Source organism: Halorarum salinum, from assembly GCF_013402875.1.
GTDB lineage: Archaea > Halobacteriota > Halobacteria > Halobacteriales > Haloferacaceae > Halorarum > Halorarum salinum.
Genome location: NZ_CP058579.1, coordinates 1,421,328 through 1,440,592 on the forward strand (window position 1 = coordinate 1,421,328; position 19,265 = coordinate 1,440,592).

20 protein-coding genes are annotated in these 19,265 nt (G+C 71.6%); 11 read left to right on the plus strand and 9 right to left on the minus strand.

The features are described from left to right. Positions 1 to 4: 4 nt before the first annotated feature. The 4 genes from HUG12_RS06755 to HUG12_RS06770 form a co-directional block, all read right to left on the minus strand. Positions 5 to 931 (minus strand): carbohydrate ABC transporter permease, encoded by a 927-nt coding sequence (locus HUG12_RS06755; RefSeq protein ID WP_179268035.1) that lies wholly within the window; start codon positions 929 to 931, stop codon positions 5 to 7. Position 932: 1 nt separating this feature from the next. After that, entirely contained in the window at positions 933 to 1,916 is a 984-nt protein-coding gene (locus tag HUG12_RS06760; protein ID WP_179268036.1) for a carbohydrate ABC transporter permease, read from the minus strand. Beyond that, entirely contained in the window at positions 1,917 to 3,347 is a 1,431-nt protein-coding gene (locus HUG12_RS06765) for an extracellular solute-binding protein (RefSeq protein ID WP_246308151.1), read from the minus strand. 338 nt (positions 3,348 to 3,685) lie between these two features. Beyond that, complete coding sequence (locus tag HUG12_RS06770; RefSeq protein ID WP_179268037.1) at positions 3,686 to 4,885, minus strand: redox-regulated ATPase YchF; 1,200 nt, start codon at positions 4,883 to 4,885, stop codon at positions 3,686 to 3,688. Positions 4,886 to 5,040: 155 nt separating this feature from the next. Here HUG12_RS06770 and HUG12_RS06775 point away from each other — a divergent pair, with 155 nt between their 5' ends. The 4 genes from HUG12_RS06775 to HUG12_RS06790 all read left to right on the plus strand — a co-directional run bounded on the left by HUG12_RS06775 (position 5,041) and on the right by HUG12_RS06790 (position 7,814). Then, positions 5,041 to 5,655, plus strand: coding sequence for a translation initiation factor IF-2 subunit beta (locus tag HUG12_RS06775; RefSeq protein ID WP_179268038.1), 615 nt, complete (start codon positions 5,041 to 5,043; stop codon positions 5,653 to 5,655). 80 nt (positions 5,656 to 5,735) lie between these two features. Then, positions 5,736 to 7,061, plus strand: a complete 1,326-nt coding sequence (locus tag HUG12_RS06780) for an arylsulfotransferase family protein (protein WP_179268039.1) — start codon at positions 5,736 to 5,738, stop codon at positions 7,059 to 7,061. 117 nt (positions 7,062 to 7,178) lie between these two features. Then, positions 7,179 to 7,415, plus strand: a complete 237-nt coding sequence (locus HUG12_RS06785; protein WP_246308191.1) for a DUF7385 family protein — start codon at positions 7,179 to 7,181, stop codon at positions 7,413 to 7,415. Positions 7,416 to 7,511: 96 nt separating this feature from the next. Continuing rightward, positions 7,512 to 7,814 carry a hypothetical protein gene (locus HUG12_RS06790; protein WP_179268041.1) on the plus strand — a complete coding sequence of 101 codons (303 nt, stop codon included), beginning with the start codon at positions 7,512 to 7,514 and terminating at the stop codon, positions 7,812 to 7,814. Here HUG12_RS06790 and msrB read toward each other — a convergent pair whose 3' ends face one another. Then, complete coding sequence (gene msrB, locus HUG12_RS06795) at positions 7,815 to 8,234, minus strand: peptide-methionine (R)-S-oxide reductase MsrB (protein ID WP_179268042.1); 420 nt, start codon at positions 8,232 to 8,234, stop codon at positions 7,815 to 7,817. A 112-nt stretch (positions 8,235 to 8,346) separates the two neighbouring features. Here msrB and HUG12_RS06800 point away from each other — a divergent pair, with 112 nt between their 5' ends. From HUG12_RS06800 to HUG12_RS06815, 4 genes are all read left to right on the plus strand, one after another. Then, positions 8,347 to 9,564, plus strand: a complete 1,218-nt coding sequence (locus tag HUG12_RS06800) for a molybdopterin molybdotransferase MoeA (RefSeq protein WP_179268043.1) — start codon at positions 8,347 to 8,349, stop codon at positions 9,562 to 9,564. Positions 9,565 to 9,725: 161 nt separating this feature from the next. Beyond that, the gene (locus HUG12_RS06805) at positions 9,726 to 11,597 is read left to right on the plus strand and encodes a molybdopterin biosynthesis protein (RefSeq protein WP_246308192.1); all 1,872 of its coding nucleotides are present in this window, start codon (positions 9,726 to 9,728) and stop codon (positions 11,595 to 11,597) included. Positions 11,598 to 11,746: 149 nt separating this feature from the next. Further along, entirely contained in the window at positions 11,747 to 12,262 is a 516-nt protein-coding gene (locus HUG12_RS06810) for a DUF5813 family protein (RefSeq protein WP_179268045.1), read from the plus strand. Between the two features lie 45 nt (positions 12,263 to 12,307). Further along, a complete protein-coding gene (locus HUG12_RS06815) occupies positions 12,308 to 14,275 on the plus strand; it encodes a hypothetical protein (RefSeq protein ID WP_179268046.1) in 1,968 nt (655 codons plus the stop codon). 153 nt (positions 14,276 to 14,428) lie between these two features. Here HUG12_RS06815 and HUG12_RS06820 read toward each other — a convergent pair whose 3' ends face one another. Both HUG12_RS06820 and HUG12_RS06825 read right to left on the minus strand, forming a co-directional pair. Further along, the gene (locus HUG12_RS06820; RefSeq protein ID WP_179270590.1) at positions 14,429 to 14,641 is read right to left on the minus strand and encodes an Lrp/AsnC family transcriptional regulator; all 213 of its coding nucleotides are present in this window, start codon (positions 14,639 to 14,641) and stop codon (positions 14,429 to 14,431) included. A 17-nt stretch (positions 14,642 to 14,658) separates the two neighbouring features. After that, complete coding sequence (locus HUG12_RS06825; protein ID WP_179268047.1) at positions 14,659 to 15,360, minus strand: potassium channel family protein; 702 nt, start codon at positions 15,358 to 15,360, stop codon at positions 14,659 to 14,661. 82 nt (positions 15,361 to 15,442) lie between these two features. Here HUG12_RS06825 and HUG12_RS06830 point away from each other — a divergent pair, with 82 nt between their 5' ends. The 3 genes from HUG12_RS06830 to HUG12_RS06840 all read left to right on the plus strand — a co-directional run bounded on the left by HUG12_RS06830 (position 15,443) and on the right by HUG12_RS06840 (position 17,198). Further along, positions 15,443 to 15,676 carry an Lrp/AsnC ligand binding domain-containing protein gene (locus HUG12_RS06830; protein WP_179268048.1) on the plus strand — a complete coding sequence of 78 codons (234 nt, stop codon included), beginning with the start codon at positions 15,443 to 15,445 and terminating at the stop codon, positions 15,674 to 15,676. A gap of 341 nt (positions 15,677 to 16,017) precedes the next feature. Then, on the plus strand, positions 16,018 to 16,701 hold the full coding sequence (locus tag HUG12_RS06835) for a hypothetical protein (protein WP_179268049.1): 684 nt from the start codon (positions 16,018 to 16,020) through the stop codon (positions 16,699 to 16,701). A 182-nt stretch (positions 16,702 to 16,883) separates the two neighbouring features. Further along, the gene (locus HUG12_RS06840) at positions 16,884 to 17,198 is read left to right on the plus strand and encodes a hypothetical protein (RefSeq protein WP_179268050.1); all 315 of its coding nucleotides are present in this window, start codon (positions 16,884 to 16,886) and stop codon (positions 17,196 to 17,198) included. A 52-nt stretch (positions 17,199 to 17,250) separates the two neighbouring features. Here HUG12_RS06840 and HUG12_RS06845 read toward each other — a convergent pair whose 3' ends face one another. Together HUG12_RS06845 and tmk are read right to left on the minus strand one after the other, a co-directional pair. Then, positions 17,251 to 18,084: a hypothetical protein gene (locus HUG12_RS06845; RefSeq protein WP_179268051.1), complete on the minus strand. Its 834-nt coding sequence runs from the start codon at positions 18,082 to 18,084 to the stop codon at positions 17,251 to 17,253. Between the two features lie 107 nt (positions 18,085 to 18,191). Further along, a complete protein-coding gene (gene tmk / locus HUG12_RS06850; protein WP_179268052.1) occupies positions 18,192 to 18,779 on the minus strand; it encodes a dTMP kinase in 588 nt (195 codons plus the stop codon). Positions 18,780 to 19,265 lie beyond the last annotated feature (486 nt).

A 19,265-nucleotide genomic window follows, 5' to 3' on the forward strand; every position in this document is an offset into this window, starting at 1 on the left:
AGTATCACTCCTTGAGCGCACCGGCGGTGAGCCCGCTGACGATCCGTTCCTGGGCGACGACCACGAGGATCGCGACGGGGACGACCCCGATGATGCTCGCGGCCGCCATCAGGTTGTACAGGTCGGCGTACTGGCCCTGGAACTGGAGGATGCCCCAGACGACGGGCGCCCAGTTCTGGGCCTGCCCGTCGGTCATCAGGTAGCCGAAGAAGAACTCGTTGTAGACGGCGATGAACGTGAGCACGCCCGCGGTCGCCACGCCCGGCGCCGACAGCGGCATGATGACCCGGAACAGCGCACCCAGTCGGGTCGTCCCCTCGACGCGGGCGGCCTTCTCCAGCCCGTCGGGGATCTGGCCGTAGAACGTCGTGAGGATGAAGATGGACAGCGGGAGGAACAGCGCGCTGTACGGGAGCACGAGCGCCCCCGGCGTGTTGAACAGCACGGGGCTCGTCACCTCGGTCCCGCCCGGCAGCGTCAGGAACGAGACGTTCCCGGTGAACAGCCGGAACAGCGGCAGCAGGAACGCCGCCGGGGGGAAGTACGACACCGCCAGCAGCAGCAGCATGAGCGGGACCTTCCCCGGGAACTCCAGCCGGCCGAACACGTAGCCCGCGATGCTGGCCAGCAGGAGCACGATGGCCGTCGTCACCAGCCCGAGGACGATGCTGTTGAGCATGTACCAGTGGAACGGCACCGTCTCGAAGACGGTCACGAACGCCTCGGGGTTGAACCCGTTGGGGAGGAGGCCGACGTCGGTCATGTTCTCCTCGGGGGTGAGCGCGAGCACGACCAGCCAGTACAGCGGGAACAGCGTCGTCAGCAGGAAGAAGCCGGCCGCGACGACGAACATCGCGCGGTACGCCTTCCCCGGGTTCCGGATGGCGTCGGCGACCCAGCGCTCGTACGGGCCGGCGTCGTCGGTCGCCATCTCAGAACACCTCGCTCTCGGTGTCCGCGTAGCCGACGATGTACACGGTCACGAACAGCGCGATGACCGCCGCCGTCACGAACGCGACGGCGGCGGCGGTGCCGTACTGGCGCGCGCTGAACGTCGTGACGACGAGACACGACAGCGACGGGACGGTGCTACAGCTGGAGACCGTCTCGATGAGCCCGTACACCCGCATCGACTGGATGGTCCGGAACAGCATCGCGACGATGACGGTGGGCGCGACGATGGGGAGCGTGACCATCCGGAACCGCTGGATCGTGGAGGCACCCTCGACGCGCGCGACGTCGTAGAGGCTCCGGTCGACGCTCTGGAGCCCCGCGAGGATGAGCAGCGCCATAAACGCCGAGGTCTTCCACACGTCGGCGATGATGATGATGATCGTCGAGTCGACGCTGTTCACCGTGGGGGTTCCCGAGAAGACGCCCAGGTTCTGGAGCGGCTCGACGAGGAAGCTGACTCCGGGCTGGAACAGGAGGAAGAAGATCATCCCCTGGATGACGATGGGGATCGCCCATGGGAGGATGATGGCCACCCGCACCCACCGCCGGCCGCGGAACTCCCGGTCGAGCACGAGCGCCTGCCCGAACCCGATGACCGTCTCCAGGGCGACGCTCGCGATGGTGAAGATGAACGTCACCGTGAGCGCGCTCCGGAACGGCTGGTCGAGGTCGAAGAACGGCCGGGTTAGCTGCGCGTCGATGTCGCCCGTGAGGAGCGCGACGTAGTTGTCGAGGCCGACGAACGGGCCGAACTGCTGGGAGCCGTAGAGCGCGTCGGCGTGTAGCGACATGGTGAACGTCCTGAACAGCGGCCAGAACGCGATCGCGCCGATCAACAGCAGCATCGGCGAGAGGAGCAGGTACGCGAAGGCGGCGTCGCTCAGGTTCTCGATCCGGCGGCTGAGCCCGGCGAGCACGCCCGACTTGCGCTGCACGCCCGTGGAACCCGTCTCGGCGGCCATCTAGCTCCCCTCCTGGACCGCGTTGTTCTCGATCCGTTCGAGCAGGCCGTTCAGCTCCGACATCGCCGCCGCCGGCGTCCGGTCCCCGCTCAGCGTCGAGCTCACCTGCTGGGAGATCCGGGGCGACTGGATCGGCCAGACGACCGTGGACGGCCGCGGGAGCGCGTGCTCGCCGGCGAACTTCAGCGTGTCGACGTACCGGCCCACCACGTCGACGTCCCGCGCCTCCCGGGAGTCGAGGAGGTCCGGCTTCGGCGGGACGTAGCCGATGAGCTCCATCAGCGTCAGGTAGAAGCTGTCCGAGCTCATCGCCCGCAACACCTCCTTTGCGGCCTCGGGGTGTCTCGCGTTCGGGTTCAGCGTGACGTGCCAGCCGCCGAGCGCGGAGACGGAGCCGCCCATCCCGTCGAACTCCGCCTCGCCGGGTTGGACGCCGAACGGCATCGGCATCACGCCGAGGTCCTCGCCGAACGCCTCCTCCGCGCCGGCCTCGAGCACCGAGTAGGGCCAGTTCCGGTGGGCGACCGCGTCGCCGTTCGTGAACGCCGCGAGCGAGGAGTCCTCCTCCCACTGGAGCACCGCCCGGGGCGAGAGCGGCCCGGCGATCGAGTCGAGCGCCGATTCGCCGTCGGGGCCTTCGAGGAACGACCGGGCCATCCGGGCGGCCCGCACCGTCGGCTCGGCGTCGACCGTGACCGGGCGCTCGCCCACGTTCCGGAGCAGGTTCTCGCGCGCGCCGAAGTAGGAGCCCCCCCAACTCGCCATCCACTCGTTGAACGTACAGCAGGAGAGCCCCTCGTACACCGCGGCCTGGAAGGTGTACCCGTACTCCGTGTCGGCCCCGCTTTGCGCCTCCTGAACGACCTCGGCGAACCGCTCCCACGAGCGGGGGCCGGTCGCCCACCCGCTCGGGTCGAAGCCGGCGTCCTCGACGAGGTCCTTCCGGTAGAGCGTCAGCCCGAAGTCCGAGAACAGGGGGACGCCGTGGAGCGCGCCGCCCGGCCCGGTCGCCGTCGAGACGCTCGCCTCGAAGTAGTTCTCCTTGACCGACGACGCGAGGTCCGGGAGCTCCTCGTCGAGGTTGGCGACCTGCTCGCGCAGGATGAACGGGATGGTCCAGCCGCAGTCCATCCGGAGCAGCGACGGCCGTTCGAGCCCGGCCGTCAGCCACTGGGAGTACTGCTGCTGGGCCGTGTCCGACGAGACCGGCAGGACGTCGACGGTGATGTCCCCCGGCATCCCGGCGTCGTGGAGCGCGTCGTTGATGTCGTCGACGGCCTCGTTCGCCGCGGAGTCGGCGGCCAACTGGACGACGGTGCCGTCCGAGGTGTCGCCCCGCCCGAGCGTACACCCGGCGAGCCCGGTCGCGAGGCCGGCCGCCGCGCCGCTCTTGAGGAACGTTCGCCTGGGGAGGCGGGCGGACGAGGTCACGGCCTCACCCCCCGGCAGGGGCGCCCACGAACCCCGAACACGCTGACCCGGAGCCCGCGGTCGCGTGCGCCCGACGTGCTGGCCCGACTACTCGACGGCTCCGCTCCGGAACCGTCGTTCCGGTCCCCTACCATCGGAGGGGGGTCGGCGTTCGATTGCCCGTTTCGCCGTCCGTCCCGCCCCGTCGGAGGGTGGATACCATCTCCTGCCCGGATTACGCGCCCCGGCCCGTAATCGCGTGCCTTGCAAATGAAGGCCGAGTACGGCGGCCACCCCCGAGCCGGCCGCCGTCGGGCGGGGCGGCGACGTCACGGTCGGTGCGGTCGCGGTCGGCGCGGCTACCCCGTCGTCACGACCTCGAGGACCGCCCGGTGTTCGAGCCGCGTGTCGGCGCCGACCTGCCTGCGACTCCGGCAGTCGATGCCGTGGAGGAAGCCGTCGCCGATGTCCGAGTGGAGGTGGTACGCGAAGTCCTCGGCGGTCGCGTGGCCGGGCAGGACGAAGCAGTCCCGGAACGGTCCCTTCGTCCAGTCGCCGCTCGCGCTCCCCGGGAACACGACCTTCGCGTCGAGTTCCCCGAACAGCGCGGCCTCGATCGCGCCCTGGACGCCCGTGCCGCCGAACTCGGTCGCGAACTCCCGGATGGCCTCGAGGCCCGACTCCTGCTCGGCGGAGACGTCGCCGACGACCTCGAAGTCGGCGTCCCCCGGCGTGTAGTCGACGATCCCTCCCTCGGCGGCCTTCTTCAGCGACTGCTCGGCGTGGGCGCTCGCGGGGACGATCGTCAGGTGGTCGTAGGCGGGGTCGGCCGTGATCTCCGCGTAGTTCTCCCGGGCCGCCGGGGCGTCCATCTTGTTCGCGGCGATCACCATCGGCTTGGTGCGCTTGCGGAGCTCCCGCGCGAGTTCGAACCGGTCGTCGCCGTCCCACGACTCGGGGTCGAGTTCGAGGTCCAGCGAGAGGACCACCTGCTTGATCTCGTCCTTGTTCGTCCGGAACGCGCTCAACTGCTCGGCGAGCACCTCCTCGAGTTTCACCTCGTCGCCCGGGTCGGGACCGACGTACGTCGACTCGTACTTCTCGATGCCCTTCCCCAGGATGCCGAGGTACCACTGGTCCAGTTCGTCCTCGAGGAAGTCGACGTCGTCGCGCGGGTCGTGGCCCTCCGTCGGTTCGCCCTCGAGGTCGGTCTCCCCCGAGAAGTCGACGACGTGGACGAGCACGTCCGCCTCGTTCAGGTCGGTGAGGAACTGGTTTCCCAGCCCCTTCCCCTCGTGAGCGCCGGGGATGAGCCCCGCGACGTCGACCAGTTCCACGGGGACGAAGCGCGTCCCGCCCTCGCAGAAGCCGTGGTTCGGCTCGCACTCCTCGTCGAACTCCGGGGCCGCGCAGTCGACGCCGACGTACGCCTCGCCCACGCTCGGGTCGATGGTGGTGAACGGGTAGGCGCCCTCCGGCACGTCGTTCATCGTGGCCGCGTTGAAGAAGCTGGATTTCCCGACCGAGGGCTTCCCGACGAGGCCGACCGTGTAGCTCATTGGCCCGAGTCGGCGGTCGCGGTTGGAAAGGATTTCTACCCGACCGCGGCGTGGTCGTCGGTGGCACACCCCCCGGCGTTCGGCCCGCACACCGCCGGAACCGTGTGGACCGTTATCTCGGAATCCCTTTAGGCCGGACGCCCCTTCCCTCGTACATGAACTACGATTCCGCGCTCGACCGAGCGTACGAGTCGCTCCCCGAGTCGCCGGCTGAGGCGGGGGACCGACTCGACGTGCCGGACCCGGAGGGACAGACCGACGGGGCGTTCACCCGCCTCACGAACCTCGACGAGATCGCCGACGCGCTCTCGCGCGACGCCGAGCACCTCCACCGCTCGATCCAGCGCGACCTCGGGACGAACGGCCAGTTCGAGAACGGCGTCGCCCGTTACAACGGCTCGTTCTCGGTCGCCGACTTCGAGGGAGCCATCGACGAGTACGTCGCCGAGTTCGTCACCTGCTCGGAGTGTGGCCTCCCCGACACCGTCCTGAAGAACGAGGACGGCATCGACATGCTCCGCTGTCAGGCCTGCGGGGCGTTCCGGCCGGTCGAGAAGCGCTCCGGCTCCGCGACGCGCCAGCGCGCCGGCCCCGACATCGAGGAGGGGAAGACGTACGAACTGAAGATCACCGGCACCGGACGGAAGGGCGACGGCGTCGCCGAGAAGGGGAAGTTCACCATCTTCGTCTCGGGCGCCCAGGAGGGCGACGTGGTGAACGCCTACGTCCACAACGTCTCGGGCACGCTCGCGTTCGCGCGGCCGGCCTGAGCGTCGAACCGAAAACGTCACGGTCTCCCGTTCTATACCCTGGGAGCGACGTGTTACCACGTGTCGAACGGCGGACGCTGGTGCGTGCGACGCTGGCTACGCTCGTGTTCCTCTCGGCGAGTTCGCTGTCAGTGTCCGCCTACTACGGCGTGGACACCGACCCCGACGGGACAGCGTTCACCGAGGGCGAGCGGGCGGTCGAGCCGCGAGACGGCCTCACGGCGGTGACGACGAGCCAGTACGGCGATAACTTCCTCGTCGCGTTCGCGCCGAACGGGAGCGTGCTGTACTACGACGACCAGTACGCGGTCTACGACGAGGTGGAGCACGTGCCGGGGACGAGCGCGACGGTCGTCTACGTCGCCACCCGGAACCTCGACCGACGGGGGTGTCACGCGACGACGCGGTGTAACCGGAACGTCATCGAGCGCGTGAACCTCTCGACAGGCGAGCGCGAGCGCCTCCACGAGCGCGTGAACCCCCGGAGCAGGAACCAGTGGCACGCCATCGACCCCATCGACGAGAATCGCGTGCTCGTCGGCGACATCGCCTACGACCGGGTGTTCGTGCTCGACACCGAGACGGGGCTCATCGAGTGGGAGTGGGAGGCCCAGCAGGAGTTCCCGCTGTCGGGCGGCGGCATCTACCCCGGCGACTGGACCCACCTCAACGACGTGGAGTACCTCGGCGACGGCCGGATGATGGTGAGCCTCCGTAACCAGGACCAGGTGGTCTTCCTCGACGTGGAGGAGGGGCTCCGGGAGGACTGGACGCTCGGGAGCGACGACGACCACGACACCCTCTACGAGCAGCACAACCCGCAGTACATCCCCGAGTCCGGCGGCGGACCGGCCGTGCTGGTCGCGGACTCCGAGAACAACCGGATCCTCGAGTACCGGCGCGAGGACGGCGAGTGGGAGCGAAGCTGGGAGTGGTCGGACGTCCACATGCAGTGGCCCCGGGACGCCGACAGGCTCCCGAACGGTCACACGCTCGTCGTCGACTCCAACGGCGCGAGGGTGATCGAACTCGACCGGTCGGGGGAGATCGTCTGGCAGGTCGACCTGAAGGGGGCCTACGACGTCGAGCACGTCCCGACGGGGGACGGACACGGGACGCCCGAGACCGCCGACCGCCTGGGCCTGCCGGACCGGAGCGACGGCGACGCGTCGCCGCGTGAGGCCGTCGCGGAACCGCGGAGGACGCCGAAGCGGTCGCTGACCGTCCTGAAGGCCGTCCTCCCCGGGCCGGTGCTCAACGGGCTGTTGTACGTCCTCCCGCAGTGGTTCGGCCTCGTCGAACTCGGGACGGCGCTGCTCGGGACGACGACGGCGGCCGGGTGGGGCGTGCTCGAACTCCGCTGGCTCGGCTACCGGATCCGGTCGCCGGTCGTCCGGGTCCGGTGACGGCGGTCCGCCTCCCACGGAACGAACGGCCCGACTCCCGCCGCTCCGCTTCTCGCGGGTGAGAACCGACGCGCAGGATACTTCCCGCGGCGTCGGCGTTCCTCGACCGTGGCAGCGATGGACCTCTCGGATGGATTCGACGTGCACGACTACCGGGCGAAGCTGAAACTGCTCCGGCAGGACGCCGGGTCGATGACCCTCGAGAACCGGGAGGACCTCGCGTGTCCGGCCTGCGACCGGCCGTTCGAGCGCCTGTTCGTCACCGACGACGACCGGGCCACGTTCGGGAGCGCGCCCGACGGACCGATCTGTCTCGCGCGCACCGCGGAGCGGCTGCTGGTGTTGACCCACTGAACCCCGGATCGCCTCCGACGCGGACGGAGCCCTTCCAACGCGGACGGAGCCTCGGCTACCGACGGCCTCTTGGCCTCGCCCGGCCACCCTCCGTCGATGACGACCGCCGGGTTCGCCGACCGAGTCGCCGCCGCGGCGGGGAGCGCCGTCCGGCGGACCGAGGTGCTGGACGGCGGCGCGGTGGGGACGGTTCGCCGGGTCGACCTCGCGTACCTCGCGTGGACGGACACCGTCGGGGAGGGCTTCCTGAACAGGTACCGGGAGCGGAGGGAACTGGGGGACGGATGGGCGGGGCGCCGGCGGGTGTACGAGGTGGTGCCGCTGCTGGAGCACCTGCGCGTCCTCGGGGGGAGGTATCCGGGGGACCTGCGGGCGACGCTCTCGGATCTGGGGTACTGACTACTCCCCGTCCGCGCTCGGCTCGAAGTCCAGCGCGACCGAGTTGATGCAGAAGCGCTCGCCGGTCGGCTCCGGGCCGTCCTGGAACACGTGCCCGAGGTGGCCGTCGCAGGCGGCACACTTCACCTCGACGCGTGTCATCCCGTGGCGGGTGTCCTCCTCCAGGGTCACCGCCGACTCCTCGGCGGCGTAGAAACTGGGCCACCCGCAGGCGGCGTCGTACTTCGTCGACGAGTCGAACAGCACCGTCCCGCAGGCGGCGCAGGTGTACACCCCCTCGTCGTCGCGGTCGACGTGCTCGCCCGAGAAACGCGCCTCCGTCCCCCGCTCGCGGAGGATCCGGTACTCCTCGTCGGTGAGTCGCTCACGCCACTCCTCGTCGGTCGTCGGGAGGTCGGGCTTCGGCTCCGGTTCGCTCATGTCCTCCCCTAGGCGGCGCTCACGGATACCCCTGTCCCCGCTCCGCCGGCGCGCTCGCGTCGGGTGAACGACGGGAGAGCCTTTTACAACCACACGGGGGCAACCCCCACGCATGAACCACGACCGAACGAGCGCCGGGTTCAAGGAGCGGACCCGAGTCGCGGACGCGCGCGAGTGCCTGCTCGCGGCGGTCTCCTGCCACGACCGGACCGAACGGCTCCCCCTCGCGGCGGCGGACGGCCGCGCCGTCGCCGGGACGGTGACCGCGCCGAACCCCGTGCCGGGCTACGACCGCGCGGCGATGGACGGGTGGGCGGTCCGCGCGGCCGACACCTTCGGCGCCTCCGGCCGGTCGCCGGCCGTCCTCCGGGCCGCCGAGGGCGAGGTCACCCCCGGGGAGGCCGTCAGGGTCCACACCGGGAGCGAGCTCCCGGCGGGCGCCGACGCCGTCCTCAAGGTCGAGGAGGCGGAGGAACTGGGCGACGAGGTGGAGGCGTTCGACGCCGTCGCCGAGGGCGAGAACGTCGGCCCGACCGGAGAGGACGTCGCGGAGGACCAGCCACTCTACGAGCCGCCCCACCGGCTCCGCCCCTCCGACCTCGGCCTGCTGAAGTCCGTCGGCCTCGACGAGGTGGAGGCGTTCGAGCGCCCCCGCGTCGCCGTCGTTCCCACGGGCGAGGAACTGGTCCAGTCGGACCCCGAGCCCGGCGAGGTCATCGAGACGAACGGGCTGACCGTCTCCCGACTCGCCGAGCGCTGGGGCGCCGAGTCGACGTACCGCGAGATCGTCACCGACGACGAGGACGCGCTCCGGGCGGCCGTCGAGCGCGACCTCGACCACGACGTCGTCGTCACCACCGGCGGCTCCTCGGTGGGCGAGCGGGACCTGATCCCCGAGGTCGTCGCGGACCTCGGCGAGGTGCCCGTCCACGGCGTCGCGCTGAAGCCCGGCCACCCGGTCGCGCTGGGGATCGTCGAGGGGACGCCCGTGCTGATGCTCCCCGGTTACCCCGTCGCCTGCATCGTCAACGCCGTGCAGTTCCTCCGCCCCGTCGTGAAGCGGGTCGGCGGGCTCCCCGACGAGCCCCACCCCACCCGGCGGGCGACGCTGACGCGGAAGATCAGCTCCGAGCCCGGCACGCGGACGTTCGCCCGGGTGAAACTGGCCGAGGGGTCCGACGGTCTGGAGGCCGAACCCACACGCGCGTCGGGCTCGGGCGTGCTCTCCTCGGTCGCGCTCGCGGACGGCTGGGTCGTCGTCCCGGAGTCGCGCGAGGGGCTCGACGCCGGCGAGACGGTCGACGCGGAGCTGTGGGAGGTGGACGAGTGAGCGACCACGGCGGGCACGGGGACGGGGGCGACCGCCGCGGCCACGACCGCGACGACCACGAACGGGGGGACGGACACGACCACCGCGACGGCGACCACGACGACGGGCCGGGCCGCAAGGAGTTCCGCGACCTCGCCACCCCCGAGGCGGCACACGAGGCCATCGCCTCGCTCGACCTCTCGCCCGACCCCGAGCGGGTCCCGCTCCGCGAGGCGAGGGGCCGGGTGCTCGCCGAGCGGATCGACGCGGAACTGGACGTCCCGGGGTTCGACCGGGCGTCGATGGACGGCTACGCGGTCCGGGCCCGGGACACCTTCGGCGCCGGCGAGGCCGACCCCGCGACCCTCGAACTCGCGGGCGAGGTCCACGCCGGGGCGGAGCCGACGGTGACCGTCGAGCCCGGCACCTGCGCCGAGATATCCACGGGTGCGGTGATGCCCGACGGTGCGGACGCGGTGGTGATGGTCGAGCGGACGACCGAGGCCGGGGACGGCATCGAGATCCGGACGTCGGTCGCGCCGGGCGACCACGTGATGTTCGCCGGCGCGGACGTCGCCGCCGGCGCGCGGGCGCTCGGCCCCGGAACGGAGCTGACGCCCCGCGAGATCGGCCTGCTGGCGGCGCTCGGCGCCGACGAGGTTCCCGTCCGGGGGAGGCCGACGGTGGGGGTCGTCTCCACCGGTGACGAACTCGTCCGACCGGGCGAGGACCTCCACGGCGAGCGCGGCCAGATCTACGACGTGAACAGCGACACGATCGCCGCTGGCATCGACGAGGCGGGCGGCGAGGCCCGCCTCTACCCCCACGCGGGCGACGACTACGACGAGATGGAGCGCCTGCTCGTGGAGGCCAGCGGGGAGTGCGACCTCGTGCTCTCCTCGGGCTCTACGTCCGCGTCGGCGGTGGACGTCATCTACCGCGTCATCGAGGAGCGGGGGGACCTGCTGCTCCACGGCGTCTCCGTGAAGCCGGGCAAGCCGATGCTCGTCGGCCGCGTCGGGGAGTCGGCGTACGTCGGCCTCCCGGGCTACCCGGTGTCGGCGCTCACCATCTTCCGGACGTTCGTCGCGCCGGCGATCCGCGAGGCCGCGGGCAAGCCCGAGCCCCGGACCGCGACCGTGACGGGGCGGATGGCGGTCCAGGAGCGTTACGCGGAGGGACGGATGCGGCTGATGCCCGTGGGGCTGGTCGAGAGCGGGCCGGGCGGCCCGGACGGTGGCGGCGAGGCCGCCGGAACCGCCGGGGGCGAGACGCTCGTCTACCCGGTCGACAAGGGGTCGGGCGCGACGACGAGCCTCGTCGAGGCCGACGGCGTCGTGGTCGTCGACCCGGACACCGACTACCTCGCCGAGGGCGAGCCGGTCGAGGTGCAGCTGTTCTCGCCGGACGTCCGCCCACCCTCGGCGTTCGGCGCCGGCGAGGACGATCCGGCGCTCTCCCGGTTGCTCGACCGGCTGGAACGCCCGCGCTACCTCCCCGTCGGGAGCCGCGAGGGGCTCCGTCGGCTCCGCGACGGGGTACCCGACTTCGCCGTCACGGCCGGCCCCGTCGAGCGGGACGTCGAGGCGACGGACCTCGGCGGCTGGACCCGCGAGTGGGGGCTCGTCGTCCCCGACGGGAACCCCGACGGCGTGACGGGGATCGCGGACCTCGTGGATCGTGACCTCCGGTTCCTCAACCGCGATACGAACTCCGGACTCCGCGCGAGCCTCGAGGACGCCGTCGCGGGCCTGGCCGCCGAGCGCGGCGTCGAGCGGCGCGACCTCGAGGCGTCCGTCGACGGCTTCGACCGCTCGGTCCGGGCCCACGAGTCCCCGGCCAGGCGGGTGCTCGCGGGCGACGCCGACGCGGGGCTGGGGCTCCGCGCGACGGCGGGGAAACTCGGGCTCGGGTTCGTCCCGCTCGGCGAGCAGGACGTCCGCGTGCGGGCGAACCCCGACCGGACGGGCAAATCCGGGGTCGAGGAGCTGGCCGGGGCCGTCGCCGATCTGGACGACGTTCTCGCCGGGCTGACGGGGTACGGGACGGCGTAGGGGGATCGCCGGGACGGGTCACCGGCACGGACGGGTCGCCGGCACGGACGGTCGCCGGCACCGGCGGACCGCCACGGTCGGCGGTCCCCCGAGCGACCCGGCTCCGGCGGAGCGGGGCGCTTATCCGGTCCAGCCGCCTCACTTCTCCCATGAGCGAGCTTCCCGGGCGCGTCCGCCGCGCCCTCAGGGACCACGACGCGTTCGCCGACGACGCCGGGGACGGACCCGCCGGCGGTGACGGCTACCCGGTCACGAGCACCCCGTTCGACGCCGCCGTGAGCGCCGCGGAGCGCGACGGCGGACGCATCTCGTTCGACGTGACCGTCCGGGCGCCGACGATCGACGGCGTGGCGGACGACCACGTCGCCGACGTGGTCGTCGACGGCTGGTACGGGACGTTCGAGCGCCGCATCGCCGCCATCGGCGACGTGACCGCCGCGGGCCACGACCTCGACCCGACAGTCGCGCGGGCGGACGGGGAGGTCGTCGTCGAGGCGTCGTTCGCAGACCTCGACGAGCGCCGCGGCGTGAACGACGCCGCCGCGGTGGTGGACTTCGTGGAGGGAACGTACGTCCAGGGCGTGATCCCGGGCTACGACTACGGCGAACCGGTGACGGGGCTCATCGACCGCGCGCGGGCCGCCGGCGGGAGCGAGGGTGCCTGACCGGCGTATCAAAACGGCTTTCACTCGGGTTTTCGGAGAGCGGTCATGTCACGACGGATTCGCGTCCCCTTCGTCCTTCTCCTCCTCGTGGTCGCGGCCGTGGCCCCGGTCGGCGGAGCGGCGGCGACCGGATCGTCCGACGCGGGGACCGTCGACGTCGCGGGGACGGCCGACCTCGACGGGACCGCGGACGCCGACGTCACCCCCGATACCGCCGCCGGCATCGCCACGAACCACGGCGGCACCATCGTCCGGACGACGACGTTCTCGCTGACGCCCGGGGAACCGGGGAGCGTCGACGCGACGATGCGGTTCGACCTCCCCGACGGCGTCCCCGAACTGACCGTCGGCCCCTTCCCCGACGGGGTCACGGTCGTCGACGAGGGCGGCTTCGACCGCGAGGGCGACCGGTACGTCCGGCGCGACCACGGACGGGCAGCGCTCACGCTCCGGTTCGACCTCCCGTCGGAGCAGCTTTCGACGGCGGACGTCGGCATCGATACCGGCGACTGGGCGTACGTCAGGGTCCCCTACGTCCCGACCGAGTGGTCCTACTACGGCGACGCGCCCGCCTTCCGCGGCGACGCCGCGGTCGACGGCGAGGGGGCCGTCCAGGGCGAGTGGGCGTACCTCGGCGCGACCGAGACGACGACGCGGAGCGCCGGGGACCTCACCGTCCGATACGTGCGCGCCGCGGGGGACCCGGACGCCCCCTCCCCCGACGCGGTGTTCGCGGGCTGGAACTGGCTGGCGACCCGCCTCGGGTCCGGCGGGCGGGACCGGGTGACCGTGTTCGCGCTCCCGACGCCCGACGCGATGGAGTGGCGGCGGTCGCCGGGGCTGGCGAGCGACGAGGACGGCGCCGCGTACGTGTTCTCCCGGGCGCCGGCGACCGGGACGGAGCCGGCGTGGTTCCACGAGTTCGTCCACCTGCTGCAGGGGCCCGAGCCGAGCGAAGGGATGGAGTGGTACCCGGAGGCGAGCGCGACCTACTACGCCCGGCTGGCCGCGCTCAACCTGGGCGCCAGCGAGTACGGGACGTTCCGCGAGGCGTCGACCGTCGAGGAGCCGAGGAACGTCCGGTTCACCCGTCGGAGCTCGTGGCGGTCGCCGACGGACTACCGCCAGGGCGCGCTCGCGCTCGGGGCGATCGACGCCACCGTCGGAGCCGCGAGCGACGGCGACCGGCGGCTCGCGGACGCCCACCGCCGTCTCCGGGACGACGACCGCCTCACGTACGACTCCTTCCGGGACGCGGCCGTCGCGGCCGGGAACGGCTCCGCCGGCGCCGAGGCCGACCGCGTCGTCGACGCCCCCGCCCGCCACGAGTTCGTCGACGACGGACTCGCGTACGCCGACCACGCGCCGGACCGCGACCTCGACGGCGACGGGCTGGACCTCGCGACCGAGCGAGAGCACGGGACGAACCCGTTCCTCGCGGACACCGACGGCGACGGCCTCGACGACCCGGCGGAACTCGACCGCGGGAGCGACCCGCTCGCCGCGACCCGCGACGCCGACGGTAACGACGACGGGGAGGGGTCCGCGGACGAACCCGACCCGAAGACGGTCGACTCCGACGGCGACGGCCTGTCGGACGTCCGCGAGCGGGAACTCGGGACCGATCGAAAGCGGGCCGATACGGACCACGACGGCCTCGCGGACGGCGAGGAGGTCGAGGGCGTGACCGACCCCCTCGACCCCGACACGGACGGGGACGACCTCGGCGACGGCGAGGAGCGGGAATCGGGGACCGACCCGCTCGCGGAGGACACCGACGGCGACGGGCTACCGGACGGCCACGAGGTACACGTCGGGACCGACCCCGCCGACCCCGACACGGACGGCGACGGCGTTCCCGACGGGGAGCAGCACCGGGAGGAGTCCGAGTCGGACGGGGAGGACGTCCCGACGTGGAGCCCCCGAGGCGTCGGCGAAATGGTCGGCGACCTCGTGGAGGACGCGCTGGAACTGCCCCGGATGGTCGCCGACGTCGTCCGGCTGCTGACGTGACGGTCGGTCCGGACGGCACGGGCTAGCCGTCTAGCGGGTGAGAGCGTGCCGACGCTCCGGCATCGTCCCCCGGACGTCCCCTTTCCCCGCTCGGGGTTCGGCGACGTCTCGTGACGCAACCGACTCGGGACGGTCGCCGATCGTTCGCGGACGTCAGTCCATCGCGATGTACGTCCGCGTGTCCTCGACGCCGTCGATGCCCTGGATGCCCTCGGCGCTGACGGCCTTCACTTGGGCCGGCCCGTCGACGACGATCCGGGCCACGAAGTCGACGTCGCCGGCGACGATGTGGGCCTCCTCGACGCCGTCGATGGCCTCGATCTCGCCCTTCACGCGGTCCGCATCGCCGGTGTTCGCCTTCACCATGACGTAGGCGGTGACGGTCACGGCTCACCTCCCGAGGTCGCGGCGGCCATCGTTCCCGCCGAGTCGTCGCCGACCAGCAGCTGCCGGACGTCGTCGAGCACGTCGAAGTCCGCGAGGACGGCGACCCTGTCGCCCGCCTCCAGCGAGTCGTCCGCCAGCGGGATGCCCATCGGCGCGTCCTTCTTGCCGAACGCGAGCAGGCGCGCCTCCGCCGGGAGCGCCACCTCGCTGATGGTGTAGCCGTGCATCGGCGACTCCTTCCGGATGGTGAAAAGCAGCACCTGGAGGTGTTCGGCGATGTCGGCGATGGCCTGGATGTTGCCCCCCAGCAGGGCGTTCTTCGCGCCGATCGCGCCCAGCCGTTCGGGGTAGACGATCTCGTCCACCTCGTCGGCGTACTTCTGGTAGATCTCCTCGCGGTAGTCCTCGTCGATGCGCATGACCGTTCGGCAGCCGTGGTGCTTGGCGATCATGCAGGCCGCGAAGTTGGCGTTCAGATCGCCCGTCAGCGCGCCGACCGCGTCCACGTCCCCGACGCCCGCGGCGACGAGCGTCTCCTCGCGGGAGCCGTCCCCCTCGTGGACCACGAACCCGTTCGTGCGGGCCCGCGCCGCGCGGTCGGCGTCGCGCTCGACGATGACCACCTCGTGGCCCTCCTCGCGAAGGACCCGCGCCGTGCGGAGACCGACCCGCCCGGCGCCGATGACGATGAAGCGCATGCCCCGTGCTATGACGGCACAGGGGATAACTGTACCCCCGAGCCGGGGGAAGGTTTTTGACCGTGTCAAGAGATGGCATACTATGGTCCACGCGTTCGTGATGGTGAAAGCCGGTGCCGGCGAGGCGGGGGCCGTGGCCCGGCGGGTCCGGGACCTCGACACCGTCACCCAGGCACACGTGGTCGCCGGCGAGTACGACGTCATCGCGGAGGTCGACGCGGAGGAGGTGTACGGCGTGCTCGACGCCGTCGCCAGCGGCATCCAGAGCCTCCCCGGCGTCACCGACACGAAGACGTACGTCTCGATGGACGACTGACGCGCGGGTATCGGGGTTCGGGCTCGCTACCGGGGGATGGGCGACTCGTCGCGCCGGAACGACCCGCTCGGACCCCCGGGTTCGAACCTCGCGAGCCGGACCGGCGTCTCGCCCCCTCGGTCGGACGCCGTGGCGCGTCGTCGCTCCCCGTCTCCGTCCGCACGGACCCCGGACGCTGTCGCGGTCCGGCCCTCGCGGCCGTTCGGGCACGCCCGCGTGTTCACCTCCCGCCGAGACGTGCTCGACCATCGTCGCCGGGGCGACCAGTTACTGCCACGCATTTATCCGTTGTGATAACCGGGAGGGCAGTTTGAAATAGCGAGCGGGAACAGCGACGAGGGATGACGAACGATCCGCGAACCGACGGCGGCGTGGCGGTGACGACCCGCGAGGTTCACTCGCGGCCGTACGACGTGCTGGAGGGACTGCTCCTCGGACTTCCGACCCTGTTCGTTCTCGCGCTGGTCGGGTTCGCGGCGCTCTCGCTCACGGGCACGCCCCCGGTCGCCGGCATCGCCGGCCTGTGGCTGCTGAGCATCCCCCTGGGGCTCCTGCTGGCGGTCGCCGTGCCGGTGCTGCTCTACCTCGACGCGAAGGAACTCGGCGAACACGACCTCGACTGGACGCCGAACCCCGGGCTGTACGCCGTGCTCGGCTTCCTCTTCGCCGGGCTGACGATGCTCCACTACCTGTACAAGCGACAGGAGGTCGTCCGCGACGAGGCCGGCGGCGACCGGTGGTGGCTGCTCGCTGTCGGGGCCGTCGCCGCGCCGGTGCTCCTCGGCGCGCTCGCGTCGGTCACCGGCGAGTTCGCGCTGTTCACGGCGGGGTTCGCGCTCGCGTTCCTGCTTCCCGTCGGCGTCTACAAGGACGCCGAGCACGTCCGCGGTCGCGACGCCGGGTGGGAGCCGAACCCGACGATGCAGTTCACCGTCGCGTACGTCTGTGGCTTCACCGTCCTGCTCGGCGTCCCGTACCTCGGGTACTACCTCTACAAACGCCGCTCGAGCGTCGGCCTTCCGTAACGCGACCGGCCGATCGGGAACCGCTCGGTGATCGACTCCGCTCCGCCCGACGCTCCTCCGTTAGACACATCCGCGCTCGACACCCCACCGTCCGACCTCCCACCGTTCGACACCCATCCATCCGATTCACCCCGCTCGGTCCGCTCCGACAGGTCGAAGTCCGCGACCGCCCTACGGGGAGTATGGTCTCGCTCCTCCCGCTCGCGCTCGCCGCCGTCGTGCTCGCGGTGCACACCCTCGTCGCGGCCGTGCTGGCGCGCTTCTTCCGCATTCGGCTGGAGACCCAGTGGGGGTGGGTGCTGTACACGCTTCTCGTCGTTCCGGTCGTGCTCACCGCGACGACGATGCTCGCGGGCGCGGTCATCCCGCCGCTGTTCGGGGACCCCGTCCTGCTCCTCGCGACCTTCGTCGGCGTCCCGCTCGCGCTCGGGTTCACCATCGACCTGCTGTACGTCCCGCCGCCCGAGGAGTACGAACTTCCGAAGACGAGCGACTGAGGGCACGGTTCTGGACGGACACTGGGGGGCTCTCTCAGGACGAAGGAATCCGTCAGGGAGTCGTAGTCGCGGTGACGTTCCCCATCACCTCGTCGGCCCAGGCCGGTCGGTCCACCGTCGTCCCGTCCACGTCGGAGACGCGGAAGCGCTGCACGTAGGTGAACTCGACCCCGTCGCGGGCCGTGTCGTAGCGGGTCGTCATCGACTCCACGACCCCCTCGGGGGTGACCGCGACCGTGAGCCGGTAGTTCCGGGCGTCGGCCCGCTCGTCGCGCTCGACCGTGCCGGCGTCGGCGGTGAGCACGTGGTAGGTCGCGTTCCCGCGGCGCTCGGTCCCGACGTACCGGAACTCCCGGGCGAGGAGCGCCGGTTCGACCACCGACCGGCCCGTGTCGGTGAACCCGATGGCTGGCTCCGAGTCGCCCGGGAGCGTCCCGTGTTCGACGCTGCCGTTCCACTGCTCCTGCCGGACGAGCGTCTCGTTCCCGTCGCTCCAGTACGCGTAGTCCCCGACGTCGCCGAGGAACGCGGGCGCGGCCCCGTCGGTGACCAGCGAGACGGACGACCTGCTGCCGTTCTCCCGCGTCGTCGCCGTCCGGGAGACGAGCGTCGTCCCGTTCGCGGCGACGACGGTCGTGTGGACCCGGACGGCGTTCGGGCGGTCCTCGAGCGCCGCGACGTGGGCGTTCGCCAGTTCGCGGGCGTCCACCCCGTCGGCGGAGACGCCCGGCGGGTAGTCCTCGGTCGGGTCGGGCGTCGCCGTCGCCGACGGCGCGCCGGCGAGGTTCGGGTTGACGGTGCGCTGCTCGTCCGCCGGGCCGGCGAGGCCGCCACAGCCCGCGAGCACCAGCAGCAGCGCGATCGCGATGGAGGGCCGACGAATCACGCCGACACCTTTCGGGGGCGGCGAGAAATACGTTCGGGGAGAGAGGGGCGTACCGGAAGTCCAGCCGTGGAGCGTCGTACCGGGGTCAGTGAGCGTCGTACCGGGGGTCAGTCCGCGAGGAGGTGCGCGAACGCGTCCTCCACCGAGTCGAGCACCTGCTCGGGCGACCGGGAGGCGTCGACGCGGACGAACCGGCCGGGCTCGGCGTCGACGAGTCGTTCGTAGTTCGCCCGCACCTCCGCGAGGAACTCGGCTCGTTCGAACTTGTTCGTCGCGCCCGCGCGGGCGGCGGCCGTCTCCGGGTCGAGGTCGAAGTAGATGGTGGCGTCGGGTTCGCGGGTGAACGCCTGGTGGATGCCGCGGACGTACTCGAGCGGGCGCTCGACCGACGTGTCCGCGAGACTCGCCCCCTGGTAGGCGTACCGGGAGTCGGTGTAGCGGTCGGAGACCACGAGGTTCCCCTCGGCGAGCGCGGGTCGGACCACCCGCGAGAGGTGGTCGGCGTGGTCGGCCGTGAACAGGAACAGTTCCGCGAGCGGGTCGGCCGCCTCCTCCCCCTCCGAGCGCCGGACCGCCCGGCCGTACCACGAGTCGGTCGGCTCGTGCGTGAACGTCGCCCCGGGGTAGACGTCGTGGAGCGCCTCCCACGCGGTCGTCTTGCCGCTCCCGTCGAGCCCCTCGAGCGTGATGAGCATTCGTGTCCACGGGTGTCGGTGACGGGCTTTACCGTTTGCGTGTCGCTGGCGGGTGGGCAGGATACGGCTGCCAGGGAGGTTTCGACGAGTGACGGACACGGAAGGCTCCCACGAATCTCGGCTCCCCGGTTCGGTCGGTCGTCGCGACACGGTCCTCGAAAGCCCCCGCGGCCGTCGGCCCGGTGCGGCCGCTATCGTTCGAAAGGCGCGAAGCGCCTTTCGTGATTCTGTCAGGTTCGAGAGGAACCTTACCGCAAGCGGGAAATCCTTGATTTCCCGCACTGACGAGACGCCGAAGGCGTCTCGAACCGCGCTCCTCAGTCGCTCACTCCGTTCGCTCCTCAGTCGCTCACTCCGTTCGCTCCTTGCGGTGTTTGACGGTCCGCGCCTACGGAAGACCCGCTCCGCCCCTCTTCCGAGTTCTCGTTCGTTGCGCTCACTCCGCTGCGGCTCTTCGCCTGAATCGTCCCCGGGAAAAGCCTATGG

Coding starts and splice junctions, on each gene's coding strand:
- HUG12_RS06755 (WP_179268035.1), bottom strand. CDS start 931: ATGGCGACCGACGACGCCGGCCCGTACGAGCGCTGGGTCGCCGACGCC.
- HUG12_RS06760 (WP_179268036.1), bottom strand. CDS start 1,916: ATGGCCGCCGAGACGGGTTCCACGGGCGTGCAGCGCAAGTCGGGCGTG.
- HUG12_RS06770 (WP_179268037.1), bottom strand. CDS start 4,885: ATGAGCTACACGGTCGGCCTCGTCGGGAAGCCCTCGGTCGGGAAATCC.
- HUG12_RS06775 (WP_179268038.1), top strand. CDS start 5,041: ATGAACTACGATTCCGCGCTCGACCGAGCGTACGAGTCGCTCCCCGAG.
- HUG12_RS06785 (WP_246308191.1), top strand. CDS start 7,179: ATGGACCTCTCGGATGGATTCGACGTGCACGACTACCGGGCGAAGCTG.
- HUG12_RS06790 (WP_179268041.1), top strand. CDS start 7,512: ATGACGACCGCCGGGTTCGCCGACCGAGTCGCCGCCGCGGCGGGGAGC.
- msrB (WP_179268042.1), bottom strand. CDS start 8,234: ATGAGCGAACCGGAGCCGAAGCCCGACCTCCCGACGACCGACGAGGAG.
- HUG12_RS06800 (WP_179268043.1), top strand. CDS start 8,347: ATGAACCACGACCGAACGAGCGCCGGGTTCAAGGAGCGGACCCGAGTC.
- HUG12_RS06810 (WP_179268045.1), top strand. CDS start 11,747: ATGAGCGAGCTTCCCGGGCGCGTCCGCCGCGCCCTCAGGGACCACGAC.
- HUG12_RS06815 (WP_179268046.1), top strand. CDS start 12,308: ATGTCACGACGGATTCGCGTCCCCTTCGTCCTTCTCCTCCTCGTGGTC.
- HUG12_RS06820 (WP_179270590.1), bottom strand. CDS start 14,641: ATGGTGAAGGCGAACACCGGCGATGCGGACCGCGTGAAGGGCGAGATC.
- HUG12_RS06825 (WP_179268047.1), bottom strand. CDS start 15,360: ATGCGCTTCATCGTCATCGGCGCCGGGCGGGTCGGTCTCCGCACGGCG.
- HUG12_RS06830 (WP_179268048.1), top strand. CDS start 15,443: ATGGTCCACGCGTTCGTGATGGTGAAAGCCGGTGCCGGCGAGGCGGGG.
- HUG12_RS06835 (WP_179268049.1), top strand. CDS start 16,018: ATGACGAACGATCCGCGAACCGACGGCGGCGTGGCGGTGACGACCCGC.
- HUG12_RS06840 (WP_179268050.1), top strand. CDS start 16,884: ATGGTCTCGCTCCTCCCGCTCGCGCTCGCCGCCGTCGTGCTCGCGGTG.
- tmk (WP_179268052.1), bottom strand. CDS start 18,779: ATGCTCATCACGCTCGAGGGGCTCGACGGGAGCGGCAAGACGACCGCG.